Consider the following 17,963-nt stretch of genomic DNA (forward strand, 5'->3'; position numbering starts at 1 on the left):
TAAACCCAGTGAGTGAGACCTATGCTACAGCCAATTACCGTAAGAAACGTTAAAAGCTACCAACAACATGACGAAAATGAGTTAGTAAACTTAATAAAAGTCGAAGATGAAATTTCTGCAACATTTGAGATGCTAAAAGTGTTGCACCAATACAATAGCTCGAATGCGTGGACCTTACTAATTGCGCCTGACCATGTGCCCAGTAAAGCCTTACTAGATAGCTGCTCTATTGATACCAGCAAATTGCTTGTGATAAGGCAAAAGCATTTAGTAAATTTAGAGTATGTGCTTAACTCCGCACTTCATAATGGAAATTTTGCAGCCATTATTACGTGGACCGACATAGTCAGTGAGCAACAGCTTGTTAATTTATCGCTTAATTTAAATAAAAGAAGCGCTAAGCTATTTTGCTTTACTAAAAAAACCAGCACTACAGCAATATCACTTACTCAATAAGCTTGGTAAAATACATTTTTGATTTATGTTAATTAGTATTTTATGAGTGTAACCAGTACCAGCGCCTGCAAATGCAACAGTCAGCTTAATTATGGCGACTGTTGCCAACCTTATCATCTTGATATAAAAACCCCAGAAACACCTGAGCAATTAATGCGTTCGCGTTTTAGTGCTTATGCATTAAAAAATGCATCTTATGTATTTAAAACTTACGCTAAAGAAAAACAAGCACAAAACCCAGTAAATGAAATTGCTGACTTTGCCAATAGCTGCCGCTTTGTAAAATTAGTTGTACGCGACACAAAACAAAGTGATGAGCGAGGCTCTGTTGCCTTTAACGCGTATTATTTTTACCAAAACTTATATTGTGAACTGGATGAGAAATCAGACTTTATAAAAGAGGATGGTGAATGGCGTTATTTAGAGGGTATTATTAATCCGGTAGCCGATATTAAAGTTAATAGAAATGACCCCTGCCCTTGCGGAAGTGCTAAGAAATATAAAAAATGCCACGCTTTATAAAGTAATACACTTAAAGTATAACGACGCTTAAGTAATTTCAATAACGAACTTAACCACTAGCTAAAACAAAAAATGGACCATTTAGGTCCATTTTCTACAATATTGTTATTGGGTTTTTATTCATCATCATCTAAATCGAACGATTCACGCTGCGCAGGTCTAGCTAAAATCTCAACATAGAATGAAGTAAGCGCCTGCTTTTCGATTTCGCTGATCTTGTTGTTAATTTCAGCTACGTGAACAACTTCGGCATCATCGGCACTTGTGCCAAACTTACAGTCAAACGCCCAGTAATCAGCTTCAACAGGTAGCGTTTTATTGCGCTCTCTTTTCAAATATTTTTTCACTTCATGCTTTGCAGCATCAACCATACGAGGGTATTTGATTTTCTCATGATTTAGCGTGAATGTTTTCTTCATTACGTTCCTAATTACCTTGATTTAATGATAATGGCACTCAAGTCATACCATTTGCAGCCATTATAGCAATTGCATTTAATTTGTGGATGCTTTTTTTAAACAAAAAAAGAATTGTTCTATTTTATTGCATAACCGATTATTAAATATAAGGTGTTTTAGGCTTTTAAAACGTACAAGTGTTAAATTATTTTTATGCGTTAGCAACAAGCAATGGCTTATGTATAGCCTCATTAGTTAAATCGTCATAAAATGCTGCGGCGTCCATTTGTGGACTTGCAAGCGCGGTGTGCGTGTCATTTAAGCGTCTGCGTACTGATAGTTCACAATTATCGATTACTGTTAAAGGAATATGTAACTTATCATCTCTAATCGCTAGTGGCTCAGGGTTTAAGCAGTGACTTAATTTTATTGCTTTCATACCTGCTTGCTCACCTTGTTGAACAATCACCGATGCGTGCTCTTGCCCTATGCTCATATCAAATTTATCGGGAGCTAATAATTGCTTTGGCCCAGCACCAAAGCGCTCCCTTAACTGTTCTTCGTCTACATAAGCACTATGCGTCTCACTTTTTGGCAAGTGAAATTGACTAAAATCCAGCGCATCATGCGATAGCATCGCTAATAAAAGTGAGAATTCACCTCTGCGATTTTCATGCACACTTTTATTTAGCCTGGTCTTTAGCTGACTCTCTGTGATTAACAAATCATCGATTTGCATAGTCTTTAGCCGATTATGATAACTGGTAGATATTTATCGGCTTTATTTCAAATTTCTTTAGCTTTTTTCTTTACTTAAATACGCAGTTTGCTATTATCAGCGCCGTTGCATTGGAGGGGTTCCCGAGCGGCCAAAGGGATCAGACTGTAAATCTGACGGCTCAGCCTTCGCTGGTTCGAATCCAGCTCCCTCCACCACTTTTCTTACCGCTAAGTTAAGTGGGGCCAAATGTAACAAAATAGTGTGGAGGGGTTCCCGAGCGGCCAAAGGGATCAGACTGTAAATCTGACGGCTCAGCCTTCGCTGGTTCGAATCCAGCTCCCTCCACCACTTCTTATCTTCAGTATCTTTTTCTATCTCTTTTTTATCACTATTTAAATCTCATTTTTAGACTAATTATCAAATACCCACTGTAATGTTGCCCCGTGATTTTTAAGCCATGCTGATGCCAATTTATAATCGGGATAAAATTTAGCTACGCGCTTCCAAAAAGCGTTGCTGTGGTTTAAATGCGTTAAATGAGCCAATTCGTGCACAATAACATAATCAATTATATGATGCGGTGCCCCAACAAGGTTTAGGTTAAAGGTTAGTTCTCGTCGAGAATTACAACTCCCCCACTTACGTTTATAACTTCCAATCGTCAATTTAGTCGGTAATGCTTCTGACATCTGTTGGCAATAATAGGCTAAACGCATTTCAATGTAGTTTGTTAGCATTTCTTCAAGAGCAAGGCAAAGTAGCTGCTTACGTTTTTCGAGCTGTTTTTTTACTCGTTTAGAAGTGTAAATAATAAACTCGCTGTCGGACTGCTGAACATACGAGCGTGTCCCTTTAGCGAAAGTAATAGTATATGGTTTAGCAAACACCGTAACTTTCTGACTTTTAAATGGATATTGATGAACATCAATAGCATTAAGTTGTTTATGTAATTGCGCAGCTACCCACTCTTTTTTACTGAGCAGCCATTGTTCTATATGTATTTTTGATACGTGCGTAGGTGCATAAACAGTAACTAATTGTTGGCTAACTTTTATTGCCACTGTTTTACGCCTTGTACTTCGCTTTAACTGATACTCAAACAAGGTGTATGCTCAAAATCTAAAAAAGCCTATTATAAAGCCTTATCTATTCAATGTAGTTATTTAACGATAAATAAATAGGTTCAGTATTTTTTACTAACTCAAAATAACGTTTTATTAATGAAGTGCACTGCGTATGTTAATATTTTTACAAGAAAAAGTAACTTCACAGATTTATAGTATAAATTATTAGATTAACAGTTTATTTATATAATAAATCTATTAAACTAGTTTAATAAAGATACTAATTTGAGTCGTTATGCTCTCTGCATTTTTTATAACCGATCAAGATCCGAGCCTTATTATCAATGGTGCATATAACCCTATACTGGTTAGTTTATCGGTCATTACCGCTATTTTTGCGGCCTTTTTTACCGTATGGTTAGTTGATGTAGCTAAGCAAACACAGTTCGAAAGCTATAAACGCCTAGCCAATATAACCGGAGCCACTGTTTTATCGGCCGGCATATGGAGCATGCACTTTATAGGTATGTTGGCTTTTTCGCTATGTACAGATATAAGTTATGATCCGCTGATAACCCTTTTATCTTTTTTACCTGCATTTATTGCATGCCAATATGCCTTTTCGATTTTAGTAAAATCGCAAGGCTCGTTCAAACACCTTATTATTTGCTCTATTTTACTTGGCTCAGGTATTGGCACAATGCACTACAGTGGCATGGCGGCTATGGAGCTGGCCCCGTTACTACGTTACGACCCAGCCATGTTTGCTTTATCGATCGTGGTCGCTGTTGGTTTATCGTTTATAGCACTTTTTACCCGTTATTATTTAACGCGTTTGCTACCTAATTTATCACAGATACAAGCGCGTGCTATTACCGCTATTATTTTAGGCTCAGCAGTGGCAGGCATGCACTACATGGGTATGGCCGCTACCCGCTTTGTTGCAACCACACCGCTTTTACCTGATTATCAAGAGTCAACCACTGAGCTTGCTTTTGTGGCTATTGCCATAGCTACCGCGACGGTTGCTATAACTTGTGTTATTGCAGTTATAAATGGCATGGTAAGATACCGCTTATTACTTGAGGAAAAATCGGCGGATGAATCGCGCTTAAATGCTATTTTAGGCACTGCTATTGATGGCATTGTAACTATAGATCACACCGGCATTATATTGAGCTTTAACGAAGCTGCCAGCAAAATTTTTGGTTGGCGAGAAAGTGACGTTCAGGGGCAAAATGTAAAAATGCTGATGGCCGATGAAATCGCCCGCCACCACGATGGCTATTTGTCTAACGCCAAAAATGTAGATCTTGGTAAGGTAATTGGTATAAATAGAGATGTCTCTGCTAAGCACAAAGATGGCCACCTCTTCCCAATACGCTTAGGCATAGGAGAAGTTAACCAGCCCGACCAGATGCCGTTATATGTTGGCTTTATCACCGATTTAACCGAACAACGCGCCTTGCAACAAAGCCTTATTGAAAAAGAGCAAAAGTACCGCTCTTTAATGGATAATATGCCTGGCGCTGCTTTTCGTTGTAAATACGATGAAAACTGGAGCATGTTATTTATCAGCCCGACCATAACGGAGCTCACAGGCTACACGCCAGAAGAGTTCACAGAAAGCTGCATTGAATTTAATGATCTCATTTTAAAAACAGATCAACCAACGGTTAACGAAGCCGTAGCACAAGCCATGACCTCAAGCTTAAAATACTCGGTAGAATACCGTATACGCCACCGCAACGGTAAAGTCGCCTGGGTACTCGATAAAGGCAGTATAACCCTTGATAAAGAGAATAACCCGCAGTGGATAGATGGGGTGCTCGTTGATATTACAGAGCAAAAAGAATACGAAGACAAACTAGAACAAGCTAAATTGCAAGCTGAAGAAGCTGCGCACGCTAAGCAATCGTTTATGGCTAATATGAGCCACGAAATTCGCACGCCAATGAATTCTATTATCGGTTTTAGCGACCTACTCATGGACACACCGCTAAACCAAGAACAGCAAAAACATTTGGTTACAGTCAATAATGCGGCGCGTTCATTATTGAGACTCCTTAATGAAGTGCTTGATACCGCAAAGCTTGAGCGCGGAAAGTTAACGATTGAACCAGTACACTTTAGTTTGAAGCAGGTACTCGATAGCATTATTTCGACATTTTGGCTTGAAGCAAAAAAGAAAGACCTGCGCTTAAAGTTAAACATTAAAGACTCTGTGGCCAGCACCTACTATGGCGACCCAGATAGGTTAAGGCAAATTTTAACCAACCTAATCGGTAACGCCATTAAATTTACCGAGCAAGGATCGGTTGAGCTCACTGTAAGCACCACACAAACCGAACAGCTCTTTTTTGAAGTGCAAGATACCGGCATAGGTATTGCTAAAGACCGTGTTAAAGCTATTTTTCAGCCGTTTGTTCAGGCCGATGGCACCACAACTCGTCGCTTTGGTGGTACAGGACTTGGCACAACCATTAGTAAACAATTAGTAGAGCTGATGGGCGGCACCATAAACCTAGTCAGTGAAGAAAACAAAGGCACCTGCTTTTATTTCTCATTACCTCTTAAACAAGGCGATGCAGAAAAAATAGATCATTTCGATGGCCTACACACCCAGTTACCCTCACTAAGAGTGCTGGTGGTGGATGATATCGAGCAAAACACCGAGTTACTCTCTTTATTACTTTCTAAAGATCAGCATTTAGTTACCAAGGCAAGCAACGGTTTAGACGCTGTGGAAATATTCGAAAAGCAAAGCTTTGATGTCATACTGATGGATATTCATATGCCTGAGTGTGATGGCATAGAAGCCACCACGAAAATTAGAGCCATAGAAAGGCAAAGGCAGCTTAAATTCACCCCTATTATTGCCCTAACAGCCAGCGTGCTTCAGCAAGATAAACTTACAGCTAAACGTGCTGGTATGAACGGCTTTGCTAATAAGCCTATAGATATAAATCAGCTTAACCAAGAAATTGCCCAAGTGCTTGGCTTAGGTATTGCAAAAGATATGGTGATTAGCCAATCAGACCCTGAGGCTAAACACATCGACTTTGAAAAAGGTGTGATGCTTTGGGGCAATAAATACAAGCAGTTAACCGAAATTGCCAAATTTATAAATGACAGTAATAAACGATTTGATATTTTATTTAATACTAAATTATCGCAGGTTAAAAACGAGCATAGCCTAATACACACCCTTAAAGGAGTTGCTGGTAATTTAGGTCTTACAACATTAATGACTTTATTAGCCAATTTAGAACGCGAGCAAATACCTGAGCAATCTCAAGCGTTAGTTACACAAATAAAAGATGAATTAGAGACCATAACGCAATTAATATCAGGCGATGAATGCACACAAATCACACCTGCTGAAAGTGAGGATATTGAGCAAAAAAGCACGCTAAGCACAGCTGAATTAAAGTCACTGTGTGAAACGCTGCACCATGAAGCGCAAAGTGCTGAGCTCAACGATGATTTACTTGCACAGCTTGAAAATAACGTCCCTGCACACTTACAAACTAAAATTAGTGAGGTTGTAAACGCGTTTGATGAATTTGATTTTGATCAGGCACAACACATACTAGACGATTTAATTAAAGAGTTTACCGAAGAATGAGAATATTGAATGGATTTTAGCAACGACAAGCCGCGTATATTAATCGTTGATGATGAACCTGCTAACTTAAAAGTTATGCGAGAAGTATTAGGTAATCAATACCGCATGTCTTTTGCTAAATCAGGCGCTGCAGCACTTGCCCTACTTGAGAAAGAACAGCCTAAGCTCATATTACTCGATATCATGATGCCCGATATGAATGGGTTTGAGGTATGCCAAATACTTAAAAGCACACCCACGCTTTCGCACATCCCGATTATTTTTGTAACGGCTCTTGGCGATGAAAGCGATGAGTTTAAAGGGTTTGAACTCGGTGCGGTTGATTACATTACTAAACCTATTAGTCCTGCGATTGTACGCGCACGTGTTAAAACACATTTATCGCTTGTACAAGCTGAGCAATTAAAGCAAGCCCATGTTGATTTAGTACATAGATTAGGCCGCGCTGCAGAGTACAAAGACACAGACACTGGTGAGCACATTGCTAGAATGAGCCAATACAGTAAATTATTAGCATTAGAATTTGGCATGGGTGAGCAACAAGCAGAGCTACTTCGCCAAGCAGCCCCTATGCACGATGTAGGTAAAATAGGTATTCCGGATGCTATTTTATTAAAGCCTGGGCGATTGACCCCTGACGAATTTGACCACATGAAACAGCATGCGGCTATTGGCGCACAAATTTTAGCAAATTCCTCATCACCGCTATTACAACTTGCCCATAAACTGGCTATAGAGCACCACGAAAAGTGGGATGGCAGTGGCTACCCTAATGGTTTAAAAGGCGAACAAATATCGGTTGAAGGGCGTATTGTAGCGATTGCAGATGTATTTGACGCCCTTACCTCAAAACGCCCTTATAAAGAGGCTTGGAGTGTAGAAGAGGCGCTTGAACATATGCAAGCACAAGCAGGTAAACACTTTGACCCCGACCTCATCAACTTATTTGTAAATAAGCTCGATGGTATAATCGCAATCAAAAACGCATACCAAGAGCAACACTAAGTATTGCGCTTGCGCGAACCTTGTTTTACATCGCCATATACCGCTTTTATGTGCGGGTAGTCATGAGAGGTTATTTCGTGGCTATTCCCACTGTTATCTTTAAAATAAAGTGAAAACGTAACACCATGATCGGCCAGCACTGTTTTTATGTTTAAGCCTTTTAAATAATCAATCCAACAAATAAACTGTGCACCTGTGGCTGAAAACGCAATCCCTTTACTTCGCCCTTGTGCTTCAAACAACGCTAAACGTGTTGTTTTTGCGGTATCTTCAAGTGTGAGTGGCCCCTTGCCATTTTCATTCCAAAAGGCAAGCTCTTCAACAACGCTAAAGCCTAACACCTGCTTGTACCATTTTAGCGCTTCTTGGATGTTTTCAACATTTAGGTGGCAATGATCTATGCCCGATAATAATGGAGCACTCATACTATTGGCCAATTTCTGATTTTAACTGCACTAAAAACGCATACATATACGTTGTGCGTCGCTCTGCCTCAGCTTTAGCTGAGGGCGTATTCATGCTCTTAGCAATATGAAGCAATTTAATAAAAAAATGATCCAGAGTATAGGTTTTATCATCTGCTTCGCGGTTAACACAAAACGGATCATCAGGGTTGTACAGTAAGCGACTGATAGAACCCCCTACTTTCATACAGCGGCTGACACCTATTGCACCGAGTGCGTCCATCCTATCGGCATCTTGCACGATTTGAGCTTCTAAAGTTTTAACCGCTATATTGGCGCTAAAGCTATGGGCGGCTATAGCATGATGAATATCATCAAACAAACTCGCGTCATAGTTAATTGACTTTAAAAACGCAATGGCTTTATCTGCCGCCATGGTTGACGCTTTTGCTCTGTCAGGATGGTTTTTTGCCACTGCAACACAGTCATGCATCCATGCTGCGGGCAAAACAATATTCATATTGGCTTGCTCGGCGTGACACAATTGAATAGCAACACGTACTACGCGCTCTATATGTGTTATGTCGTGGGCTACATCAGCATGTATTAGCGAAGTAATAAATGTACGACATTGAGAATCTAGTTGTTGTAACTCAGGGGTTAAAACAGAGTTGGCCACAGTTATGTTCCAAAAACAAATTAATATAAAAATTGTTCATACTTTACCGTGCTTTACACCTTCCTTGCAAAACATTCATTGTATGTTGCTCTTTGCTTGACTAAAATACAGCGCTTATTTATTACTACTGAGAAGCCTTATGTCATCTGCCGTTTACCTCCAAGCCGGTCGCGAAAAATCATTAAAAAGAAAACACCCATGGTTATTTTCTAAAGCCATCAAAAAAATTAAAGGTAAACCAGGCCTAGGTGATACGGTAACAATACACGACAGCGAAGGTAAATTTCTTGCCACCGCAGCTTATAGCCCTCATTCACAAATAAGAGCGCGTGTGTGGAGCTTTGATGAAAAAGAAGTAATAGACCAAGAATTTTTTGAGCGTCGCTTACGCCGTGCTTTACAAGCACGTGAGCATGCAATCGCCGAAGGCGGTTTAACTGGATTTAGATTATGTGCTGCTGAGTCTGACTATTTACCTGGTGTTACTATCGATAAGTTTGATAACACCTTAGTGTGTCAACTATTAAGTGCTGGTGCTGAGCGCCATAAAGGTGAAATTGTAGGCGCATTAATGGCTATTTTTCCTGGTGCAAATATCTATGAGCGCTCTGATGTAGACGTGCGCACCAAAGAAGGTTTAGAGCCCATCAAAGGCGTTTTGTGGGGAAACGAGCCTTCAGCACCTGTACTTATTGAAGAAAATGGCCTAAAGCTTGAAGTGGATATTTTAGAAGGTCACAAAACAGGCTTTTACCTTGACCAGCGTGATAGCCGCGCAGCACTTGAGCGTTTTTCAAAAGATAAAACCGTATTAAATTGCTTTAGCTACACAGGTACATTTTCATTGTATGCCTTACGCGGTGGTTGTAAACACGTTACTAATGTTGATGTATCGCAACCAGCGTTAGATACCGCTAAGCGTAACGTAGAGCACAATAACTTAGATTTAAATAAAGTCGATTTTGTAAAACAAGATGTGTTTAAGCTATTGCGCCAGTACAGAGATGAAGGCAAACAGTTTGACACTATTGTAATGGACCCACCAAAGTTTGCAGATAACAAAGCACAGTTAACTGGAGCGTGTCGTGGGTATAAAGATATAAACATGATTGCTATGCAAATTTTAAAGCCAGGCGGTACATTACTTACCTTTTCGTGCTCTGGATTAATGGAGCAAAATTTGTTTCAAAAAGTGGTAGCAGACGCTGCGCTAGATGCGGGTAAAGAGCTATTGATTATGGAACGTTTAAATCAAGCGGCCGATCACCCTATTGCGGGCAGTTACCCTGAAGGCTTTTACTTAAAGGGCTTAATTTGTAAGGTTTACTAAAGATTATTGTCATTACCTACAAGGACGTAGGTAATAAAAATCGAACGTAATTTAACCCCTGCGATGGCAAAAGCCACCAGCTAGGTGCTTATTTAATTTAGTTAAACTGGACTATTTCTAATCCTGCTGTAATAGTGCCATCGTCCTCTTTGCTAGCACGTATAACCTTAGCCGTTGCGTTTAAAGAGGCAATACTTGGGTGAGTTGACTCTATATTAACCTGAAGCAAAGTATCGAGTTCAAGTAAATCATCTAAATGAAGTGATAAACCAGTGGCACTTAAATCCACACATTCTGCGGTATAATTTAGCCCTGCAATAGGCTCAATTGTTGTTAATTGCGCAGGCGTATTAACCTGCATACGTCTAAAATTGCGCTTATCTTCAGTAAACATGCATCACCTTTAAACAACCGTGTTTATTTGCTCAAATAAAGTACCCATCGAAAACGGTTTTACCACATAGGCATCACACCCTGCATCAAACCCCGCCTGCTTTTCCGAAGGCGACTCTAATCCCGATACCATAACAACGGGTATATTTTTAGTCTCAGGCGTGTGCTTAAGCATCCGACATGTATCATACCCATCTAGGCCTGGCATACATACATCAAGCAAAATAATATCCGGCGGGTTAGCAATGGCAGACGCCAAACAGCTTTTGCCTGAGTCAGCATAACTAACTTCAAATTTTGAAGTCAGCGCAGATTTAAGCATTTCATAATTAAAATACTCGTCATCTACAACTAACAACCGCTTAATCTTATGTTCAACCGATGAGGACATAGGTATGTCGCTTCCTTCTCAACCAAAAATAAATCCTTCTATTAAGGTACTAAGCTTAATAGAAAATGCAAGTTTTATTCTATCTCTTTTATCGCATTCATAACGCGTTTTGCAGAGATAGGATATGGGGTACCTAAGGTTTGCGCAAACAGTGATACTCTAAGCTCCTGCTGCATCCAAAAAATAGCCTCTACCTCTTGCGGGATAGGTAAGCCTTTTGGAATTTTATTTACGAGCTTTTTGTACTCTTGCGCTACTTTTTCAAGCTCTAAAACACACAGTCTATCGCGGTTAGGATCAACAGGCAGTTTTTCTAAACGTTTTTGAATCGCTTTTAAATAACGAATTAGGTCGGGCATTTTATTTGCACCGTGAGCACTCACAAACCCTTTGAAGATAAGAGACTCAAGCTGCGATTTTATATCGCCATGGGCAGTTATCATAGTTAAATCGACACGCCCTTTCATTTTTTTATGTAACGCGTGGGCAATGCTTAAAACTTGTTCAACCTGGGTGGCAATTTCTACTACAACATCGCCTAGTTCGCCCCTAATATGCTCTTTAACTTTATCAAAAGCCTCTTCATCGCGTATATCACCATGCTTTAATAATAAGCTGTCTACACCGGCTGCAATACAATCGTCAATTAAATCTGCAATTTTACCAAACGGATTAAAGTACAAGCCCAGCTTAGCTTTATTGGGCAAGTTTTGCTGAAGGTACTTTATTGGTGAGGGTACATTTAATAATACTAAACGACGTAAACCTTGCTGATGTGCTTGCTGTGCTTTTTCTTCGCTATCAAAGAGCTCAATTGCCGCAGTGGATTTTTTATCTACCAGCGCTGGGTAAGCTTTTATTTCGTATTGGCCTTGCTTTTTAACGTACGAGGCAGGCAAAGCGCCAAAGTCCCAGTGTGTTAAATCGGCTTTTTCAATGCCTTTATCGGCCACTTTTGACAGCGTATCGGTTACTTTGCCTTGTAGCTGTGCTTTTAGTTTTGCTAAATCGAGACCGCGTGCAAGCAATTTATCGTGCTCGTCACGTACCTCAAACTGTAAGCGTAAATGAGGCGCCAGTGCGTTTAAATCCCACGCCTCTATCTCTACTTTTACGCCTGTCATTCTTAGTAAGCGTGTAGTAAGTGCATCGAGTAAGCTGCCTTGCATAGGCTCAATGGCAGCCAGTACAGCATCAGCGTAATTAGGAGCAGGTACAAAGTTACGACGTAACGACTTAGGCAGCGATTTTATTAAACCACTTATTAGCTCATGCCTAAAGGCAGGTATGTGCCAATCAAACCCGGTTTCTTGCACTTGGTTTAAAAGTGCGACCGGTATTTGTACAGCCACCCCATCAACAGCTTGTCCTGGATCAAAATGATAGCTCAGCGGTAAAATGATATTATCTTGCTGCCATGTATCAGGGTAATCAAATTCAGTTATATTACTTGCACCGTGTTGCATAAGCTCTTCACGGGTCATGTATAGATAGCGTTTATCTTTTTGCTTTTGCGCTTTATACCACTTTATAAAGGCTGCACGGTTGTTGATTTCTTTCGGTATTTTTTTATCGTAAAATTCAAATAACGTTTGCTCATCAACCAAAATATCGCGACGTCGCGATTTATGCTCAAGTACCTGAATATCTTCTATTAGCTCGCGGTTGTACGCTAAAAATTGCTCATTTAAGCCAAGCTCTTGCTCTACAAGGGCGGTGCGTACAAACAGTTCACGACTAACTTTAGGGTCTATATTGCTATACACACAGCGGCGTTTATTAACCACCAATAAGCCGTACAAGGTTTGTTGCTCGAACGCGATAACAGCGCCTGGTTTTTTCTCCCAATGCGGCTCAGAATAGCTTCGTTTTACTAAATGCTGTGCAAGGGGCTCTACCCAATTAATATCTATTTTGGCATTAATACGTGCGTATAGTTTACTGGTTTCTACCAGCTCTGCCGACATAATCCATTTGGGGCTCTTTTTAAATAACCCAGACCCCGGAAAGATATGAAATTGGCTATTACGAGCGCCTTTATATATTTGCTTTTCGTCTTTAAAGCCAATATGACTTAACATGCCGCTCAGAAGCGCTTTGTGAATTAGCTCAGAGTCAGCCACTTGGGTGGTGGCTTTAATTTTCATTTCGTTGCACACAGTGCTTATTTGATAAACAATGTCTTGCCACTCACGAATACGCATATAAGCTAAAAAGTCTTTTTGGCACAACTTTCTAAACTGGCTATTTGTCAGCTCACTTTGCTGCTCTTCTAGGTAATTCCAAAGGTTTAAAAAAGCAATAAAATCCGAGTCAGGGTCGTCAAAGCGGCTGTGTTTTTCGTTCGCTGCGGCACGTTTTTCTTGCGGGCGCTCTCGTGGGTCTTGAATCGACAGCGCAGCCACAATAATAATAACTTCTCGCAGTGCACCGAGCTTATTAGCCGTGAGCACCATTTTAGCTAAGCGCGGGTCGACCGGTAAGCGGCTAAGCTCACGACCTGATTGCGTTAAACTCGTTTGATGGCGTTTTTTACTCGGCTTAATCGCCTGTAGTTCTTCAAGTAGGGTTAAACCATCGTTAATATTGCGACTATCTGGCGCTTGTACAAACGGAAACTCGCTCATATCGCCAAGCCCTAATGCCAACATTTGCAAAATAACAGAGGCTAGATTGGTACGCAGTATTTCTGGGTCTGTAAATTCTGGGCGAGATATAAAGTCATCTTCTGAGTACAAGCGTATACAAATACCCGCTTCAACACGGCCACAACGCCCCATACGCTGGTTGGCACTTGCCTGAGAAATTGGCTCAATAGGTAAACGCTGTACTTTAGTACGATAGCTGTAACGGCTAATACGCGCTGTACCTGGGTCTATTACATAACGAATACCTGGCACCGTTAATGAGGTTTCGGCCACGTTGGTTGATAAAATAATATGGCGGCGCGAATGCGGGGCAAATATACGGTTTTGCTCTGCGTTAGATAAGCGCGAGTAAAGTGGTAGTACGTCGGTATGTTTTAAATTACGTTTAGAGAGCGCCTCTGCGGTATCGCGTATTTCGCGCTCGCCATTTAAAAATATAAGGATATCCCCAGGCCCTTCAGCACACAGTTCATCTACCGCATCAAAAATACCTTGCAATTGGTCGCCTTCGGCTTCCATAGCGTCTTTATTAATATCGCTTATTGGGTTATAGCGCACCTCAACGGGGAATGTACGTCCCGACACTTCAATAATGGGGGCATCATCAAAGTGCTTTGAAAAACGTTCAGGATCAATGGTCGCCGAGGTAATAATAACTTTTAAGTCGGGGCGCTTTGGCAATAAGTTTTTTAAATACCCTAAAATAAAATCGATATTTAAGCTGCGCTCATGGGCTTCATCAATGATGATGGTGTCGTACTGATTTAAAAAGCGGTCTTGTTGTATTTCGGCGAGCAAAATACCGTCGGTCATTAGTTTTACATAAGTATTATTAGAAACCTGATCGCTAAAACGTATTTTAAAACCGATTTGTTGGCCGAGCTCACATTTCATTTCCTCAGCAATGCGATTAGCTACACTGCGCGCGGCTAACCGCCTTGGCTGAGTATGGCCAATAAAGCCATCAACCCCACGGCCAAGCTCTAAACACATTTTTGGTATTTGCGTGGTTTTACCTGAGCCTGTTTCACCGGCAATAATCACCACTTGATTATTCGCAATAGCGTCTTTAATGACGTCCTTTTTTTGACTTACCGGTAATTGCTCAGGGTACGTTACAGCGGGCAGCTCAGCTAAACGTTTTTCACGTAGCTGCTGGCTGCGGGTAATATCAGCCGCTATTTTTTCAAGGGCATTGGCCTGCTTAGTCTCGTCTTGTATTTTTTTTACGCCATGTAAGCGTTTTTTAAATATAAACTGATCTTTTTTTAAGCACGTTTTAAGCTCGCCAAACAACTGACCTAGGTTTACCACCCGCACACCTTATAAATTTAATAAATGAGGGCTAATAGTATCAAAATAAACGCGCAGCGTTAATCCTACAATCTCTATAAGGCTTATATATCGCTATTGGTTTTTAAAAATGCCTACAAAGGTTGCTTGCGTGTTCGACTTGCTCGCTCGGTACATACCCGAGGTATTAAATGGCATGCTAATATGACCTTTAGCATCCACAATAATAACACCACCTGTACCACCTATAGGCGCAAGCACTTGGTTAATAACCTCATCCCCTGCCTGCTCAATGGTTTTATTTTGATATTTAACACGTGCACAAATATCACTGGCAACACTGTAGCGAATAAAATACTCACCGTGACCGGTGGCCGACACCGCACACGTCTCGTTTTCAGCAAAAGTACCCGCACCAATCACAGGGGCATCGCCAATTCGGCCAAAGCGTTTTGCGGTCATGCCTCCTGTAGATGTACCTGCCGCTAAATTACCATTTTTATCCAGAGCCACGGCCCCTACTGTGCCCAATTTATAACTTGTTGGCAGGGCTCTATGTGCAGCTTGGTAGTTTTTGCTGGTTGCTTGTTCTTTTTCTAATTTTTGCTTCGCTTTTAAAAGTGCTTCATAACGATGTTTAGTATCAAATATATTGTTTTCTATCAGTTCAACGCCCTGCTCTTTGGCAAATTCTTCAGCCCCTTGGCCACTAAGCATTACATGTACAGAGTTATCCATTACTAAGCGAGCCAATTCAATTGGGCTTTCTATGTGTTTTACACCTGCAACTGCACCTGCTTGACGGTTTCGCCCATCCATTATGGAGGCATCTAGTTCATGACTGCCATCATAAGTGTACACGGCACCGCGCCCGGCATTAAAGTAGGGTGACTGTTCTAATACTTTAATAGCAGTGGTTATTGCATCTAAACTTTCGCCCCCTTTTTCAAGCACGCTGTAACCAGCCTCTACTGCTTCGGCTAGTTTAGCTCGGTAGGCTTTTTCTTTCTCTGGGGTAAACTTGGCTTTTTCAATTGTGCCTGCGCCACCATGAATCGCAATGGCAAACGGGGCTTGTTCACTTAACGCTAGTGTACTGAATGTTAAGCAGCTGCTGGCTAAAACCGATAATAAGACTGTTTTTTTCATCGTGGGCTCTTTTTACATATAGATAAAAAACAATGTGAATGGTCACAACAAAAATTTCAACTAAAGCAAGATTAATGGCATAAAAAAAGCGCCATTAGGCGCTTTTTATTAAACGTGTACGTAATTACGCGCTTTGCTTTGCTTTTAAACGTGCTAAACGTGCTACTTGGTGAGTAGATGTTAAGAACGAATAAATAGGTGCTAAGTAACCGCGCTTACGAAGCTCTAAAAAGTCTTCATCGCTTAGTGAGTTTAGTTTTTTCTCATCGATAAGGTAAATACCGTTGATGTCTTTTTTCTCGCCTTTAATGTCTACGGTTAGCGTTTGCGCTACTAGTAGCTCTTTATCAGCTAAGTATTTAGTGAATGCTTCTGTTACTTGAGAAAACTCAATGAAAGACACTAAAGACTCTTTACGGCGCTTTAAGTACTCTGTTTCTTCACCGTTTTCAAATAATGCGTTGCCTTCCTCTTCACCCACAAGCGAGCTTGCTTCATCAATAACAATACCGTACTGATCTTGCTCAGGGTGCTTTACTAGACCTAATGGGTAGCGTGTAGATGCCATAGGCGCAAAAGCTGCTGTCCATTTACCATCTTCTACAAACAGGTTTTCACCTGGCTCTAGGCCAAACATTGCAACTGCTTGAAAAGTACCGCTTTCGTTGTTTTTAACAAAAGACATTGGGAATTCATTTGCTACGCGTGCAAACTCATGTGCAACGACTGGCACTAAATGTTGAGTTTTCATAAATTCAACGTTGATGCCGTTTTGAATTTTAGTGTTGGCATGCTTTTCGTTGTGTAAAGGCTGTACTTGTTGCTCCGCCATGTTACTGCTCCGTTTATTTTTAATATATATGTTTCATTGTTAATGCCTTTAGGCTAATGCTTTTGAACGAAAAAAGGAAGGGAAAGTTTTATGACAACCGTCATGAAAAAATAAAGTTTAACTAAATCTGTGCGTTGCTAAAAAACAGACAATAAAAACTTAGAAAATACGCTCAAAAACAGTACAAATAACGAGTAATTTTAATACAACCCCATAAAACCTATTAACATTGGTTAACAGTTTAACCGTATTTTTTGAATAACTTTAGTACGTTATTTAAGCAAATAAAAAGGCAGCTTAATTAAGCTGCCTTTTTAAACTGTAAACAAGCGGCTAAATTAAGGCGCCCAATACACTTCAATATTTATGCTTGGATGGTTTAGCACAGCGCGAAGTGGCATGTCGTTTACATCGCCCCCCGCTTTAGCCTGCTTGTAAACCGCTAGCTTTTCTTCACCACTGATCAGGAGTTTAACCACTTTAGAGTTAGCTATTGCATTTAACGTAAGTGTCATACGCTCTGTGATGCTACCCGTTACTTCACTTTCAATTGCATTAATAGCGCACACAGTTTGCTGTGTTGTTAAACCGTGCTCAAGGCCCTGTGCATGCGGAAATAAAGACGCTGTATGGCCATCTGGGCCCATGCCTAAAATTGTTACATCGTACGGTGCTTTTAAAGCGCTATAAGCGGCTTCACATACTTGTGTGCCCTGCTCGGCCGTTGCTGCATCATTTTTCATGGTAATAAAATTAGCGGCACTGCCATGATTTTGTAACAAGGTGCTTTTTATAAACGCTTCGTTACTTTTTCCGTGGCTTGGCTCAACCCAGCGTTCATCAACCATGGCTACATCTATATTTTGCCAATCTAAATCAAGCGTAGATAGGTGCTTGTAGGCCGGCGCCGGAGACGAACCGCCCGATACCATAAGCACGGCTCGGCCATCACTTTTTATGCCATCGCGTAAAGACTGCTCAAGCGTGCGTGATAGCTCAGCGGTTAACTCATCTTTTGAGTCAAAAAATTTTTCAACAAGTGTTGCCATA

General features: G+C 40.7%; 16 protein-coding genes and 2 tRNA genes. 7 read left to right on the forward strand and 11 right to left on the reverse strand.

Annotated elements, in window-relative coordinates:
• The first annotated feature begins 21 nt into the window (after positions 1-21).
• Complete coding sequence (locus CWC16_RS12880; RefSeq protein WP_138541808.1) at positions 22-456, forward strand: SulA-like leucine-rich domain-containing protein; 435 nt, start codon at positions 22-24, stop codon at positions 454-456.
• Between the two features lie 42 nt (positions 457-498).
• Positions 499-978, forward strand: a complete 480-nt coding sequence (locus CWC16_RS12885) for a YchJ family protein (RefSeq protein WP_138541809.1) — start codon at positions 499-501, stop codon at positions 976-978.
• 116 nt (positions 979-1,094) lie between these two features.
• Here the strand turns inward: CWC16_RS12885 and CWC16_RS12890 are convergent, their stop codons facing one another.
• Both CWC16_RS12890 and CWC16_RS12895 read right to left on the reverse strand, forming a co-directional pair.
• Positions 1,095-1,397 (reverse strand): DUF6172 family protein, encoded by a 303-nt coding sequence (locus CWC16_RS12890; RefSeq protein WP_004589192.1) that lies wholly within the window; start codon positions 1,395-1,397, stop codon positions 1,095-1,097.
• Between the two features lie 190 nt (positions 1,398-1,587).
• Positions 1,588-2,115, reverse strand: a complete 528-nt coding sequence (locus CWC16_RS12895; RefSeq protein ID WP_138541810.1) for a VC2046/SO_2500 family protein — start codon at positions 2,113-2,115, stop codon at positions 1,588-1,590.
• A 112-nt stretch (positions 2,116-2,227) separates the two neighbouring features.
• Between CWC16_RS12895 and CWC16_RS12900 the strand changes: the two genes are divergently transcribed.
• Positions 2,228-2,312: transfer RNA gene (locus CWC16_RS12900), tRNA-Tyr, on the forward strand.
• A 48-nt stretch (positions 2,313-2,360) separates the two neighbouring features.
• Positions 2,361-2,445 (forward strand) — tRNA-Tyr (locus CWC16_RS12905).
• A gap of 62 nt (positions 2,446-2,507) precedes the next feature.
• On the opposite strand, the gene CWC16_RS12910 is transcribed toward CWC16_RS12905, so the two are convergent.
• Positions 2,508-3,158: a M48 family metallopeptidase gene (locus CWC16_RS12910; RefSeq protein ID WP_138541811.1), complete on the reverse strand. Its 651-nt coding sequence runs from the start codon at positions 3,156-3,158 to the stop codon at positions 2,508-2,510.
• Positions 3,159-3,456: 298 nt separating this feature from the next.
• Here CWC16_RS12910 and CWC16_RS12915 point away from each other — a divergent pair, with 298 nt between their 5' ends.
• Together CWC16_RS12915 and CWC16_RS12920 are read left to right on the forward strand one after the other, a co-directional pair.
• Complete coding sequence (locus CWC16_RS12915) at positions 3,457-6,789, forward strand: MHYT domain-containing protein (protein WP_138541812.1); 3,333 nt, start codon at positions 3,457-3,459, stop codon at positions 6,787-6,789.
• A 9-nt stretch (positions 6,790-6,798) separates the two neighbouring features.
• A complete protein-coding gene (locus CWC16_RS12920; protein WP_138541813.1) occupies positions 6,799-7,794 on the forward strand; it encodes a response regulator in 996 nt (331 codons plus the stop codon).
• Here CWC16_RS12920 and CWC16_RS12925 read toward each other — a convergent pair.
• Positions 7,791-8,219, reverse strand: coding sequence for a VOC family protein (locus CWC16_RS12925; protein WP_138541814.1), 429 nt, complete (start codon positions 8,217-8,219; stop codon positions 7,791-7,793). The two genes, CWC16_RS12920 and CWC16_RS12925, sit on opposite strands and share 4 nt — an antisense overlap.
• A 1-nt stretch (position 8,220) precedes the next feature.
• Positions 8,221-8,877 carry an HD domain-containing protein gene (locus CWC16_RS12930; RefSeq protein ID WP_138541815.1) on the reverse strand — a complete coding sequence of 219 codons (657 nt, stop codon included), beginning with the start codon at positions 8,875-8,877 and terminating at the stop codon, positions 8,221-8,223.
• 139 nt (positions 8,878-9,016) lie between these two features.
• Here CWC16_RS12930 and CWC16_RS12935 point away from each other — a divergent pair, with 139 nt between their 5' ends.
• Positions 9,017-10,207 carry a class I SAM-dependent methyltransferase gene (locus CWC16_RS12935; RefSeq protein ID WP_138541816.1) on the forward strand — a complete coding sequence of 397 codons (1,191 nt, stop codon included), beginning with the start codon at positions 9,017-9,019 and terminating at the stop codon, positions 10,205-10,207.
• A gap of 97 nt (positions 10,208-10,304) precedes the next feature.
• On the opposite strand, the gene CWC16_RS12940 is transcribed toward CWC16_RS12935, so the two are convergent.
• The 6 genes from CWC16_RS12940 to pgl form a co-directional block, all read right to left on the reverse strand.
• On the reverse strand, positions 10,305-10,601 hold the full coding sequence (locus tag CWC16_RS12940; RefSeq protein ID WP_055016272.1) for a PilZ domain-containing protein: 297 nt from the start codon (positions 10,599-10,601) through the stop codon (positions 10,305-10,307).
• A 9-nt stretch (positions 10,602-10,610) separates the two neighbouring features.
• Positions 10,611-10,991 carry a response regulator gene (locus CWC16_RS12945; RefSeq protein WP_055016273.1) on the reverse strand — a complete coding sequence of 127 codons (381 nt, stop codon included), beginning with the start codon at positions 10,989-10,991 and terminating at the stop codon, positions 10,611-10,613.
• Positions 10,992-11,065: 74 nt separating this feature from the next.
• Positions 11,066-14,953 (reverse strand): ATP-dependent RNA helicase HrpA, encoded by a 3,888-nt coding sequence (gene hrpA / locus CWC16_RS12950; RefSeq protein WP_138541817.1) that lies wholly within the window; start codon positions 14,951-14,953, stop codon positions 11,066-11,068.
• Positions 14,954-15,046: 93 nt separating this feature from the next.
• Positions 15,047-16,081 (reverse strand): isoaspartyl peptidase/L-asparaginase family protein, encoded by a 1,035-nt coding sequence (locus CWC16_RS12955; protein ID WP_138541818.1) that lies wholly within the window; start codon positions 16,079-16,081, stop codon positions 15,047-15,049.
• Between the two features lie 124 nt (positions 16,082-16,205).
• Entirely contained in the window at positions 16,206-16,913 is a 708-nt protein-coding gene (locus CWC16_RS12960) for a SapC family protein (protein ID WP_055018555.1), read from the reverse strand.
• A gap of 338 nt (positions 16,914-17,251) precedes the next feature.
• Positions 17,252-17,962 carry a 6-phosphogluconolactonase gene (gene pgl / locus CWC16_RS12965; RefSeq protein ID WP_138541819.1) on the reverse strand — a complete coding sequence of 237 codons (711 nt, stop codon included), beginning with the start codon at positions 17,960-17,962 and terminating at the stop codon, positions 17,252-17,254.
• Between the last annotated feature and the right edge of the window lies 1 nt (position 17,963).

Origin of the sequence: Pseudoalteromonas sp. S3776 (assembly GCF_005886915.1) — a bacterium.
GTDB lineage: Bacteria > Pseudomonadota > Gammaproteobacteria > Enterobacterales > Alteromonadaceae > Pseudoalteromonas.

Excerpts from the sequence above, each read along its gene's own strand:
- CWC16_RS12880 (WP_138541808.1), top strand. The coding sequence starts at position 22 with ATGCTACAGCCAATTACCGTAAGAAACGTTAAAAGCTACCAACAACAT.
- CWC16_RS12885 (WP_138541809.1), top strand. The coding sequence starts at position 499 with ATGAGTGTAACCAGTACCAGCGCCTGCAAATGCAACAGTCAGCTTAAT.
- CWC16_RS12890 (WP_004589192.1), bottom strand. The coding sequence starts at position 1,397 with ATGAAGAAAACATTCACGCTAAATCATGAGAAAATCAAATACCCTCGT.
- CWC16_RS12895 (WP_138541810.1), bottom strand. The coding sequence starts at position 2,115 with ATGCAAATCGATGATTTGTTAATCACAGAGAGTCAGCTAAAGACCAGG.
- CWC16_RS12915 (WP_138541812.1), top strand. The coding sequence starts at position 3,457 with ATGCTCTCTGCATTTTTTATAACCGATCAAGATCCGAGCCTTATTATC.
- CWC16_RS12920 (WP_138541813.1), top strand. The coding sequence starts at position 6,799 with ATGGATTTTAGCAACGACAAGCCGCGTATATTAATCGTTGATGATGAA.
- CWC16_RS12925 (WP_138541814.1), bottom strand. The coding sequence starts at position 8,219 with ATGAGTGCTCCATTATTATCGGGCATAGATCATTGCCACCTAAATGTT.
- CWC16_RS12935 (WP_138541816.1), top strand. The coding sequence starts at position 9,017 with ATGTCATCTGCCGTTTACCTCCAAGCCGGTCGCGAAAAATCATTAAAA.
- CWC16_RS12940 (WP_055016272.1), bottom strand. The coding sequence starts at position 10,601 with ATGTTTACTGAAGATAAGCGCAATTTTAGACGTATGCAGGTTAATACG.
- CWC16_RS12945 (WP_055016273.1), bottom strand. The coding sequence starts at position 10,991 with ATGTCCTCATCGGTTGAACATAAGATTAAGCGGTTGTTAGTTGTAGAT.
- CWC16_RS12955 (WP_138541818.1), bottom strand. The coding sequence starts at position 16,081 with ATGAAAAAAACAGTCTTATTATCGGTTTTAGCCAGCAGCTGCTTAACA.
- CWC16_RS12960 (WP_055018555.1), bottom strand. The coding sequence starts at position 16,913 with ATGGCGGAGCAACAAGTACAGCCTTTACACAACGAAAAGCATGCCAAC.
- pgl (WP_138541819.1), bottom strand. The coding sequence starts at position 17,962 with ATGGCAACACTTGTTGAAAAATTTTTTGACTCAAAAGATGAGTTAACC.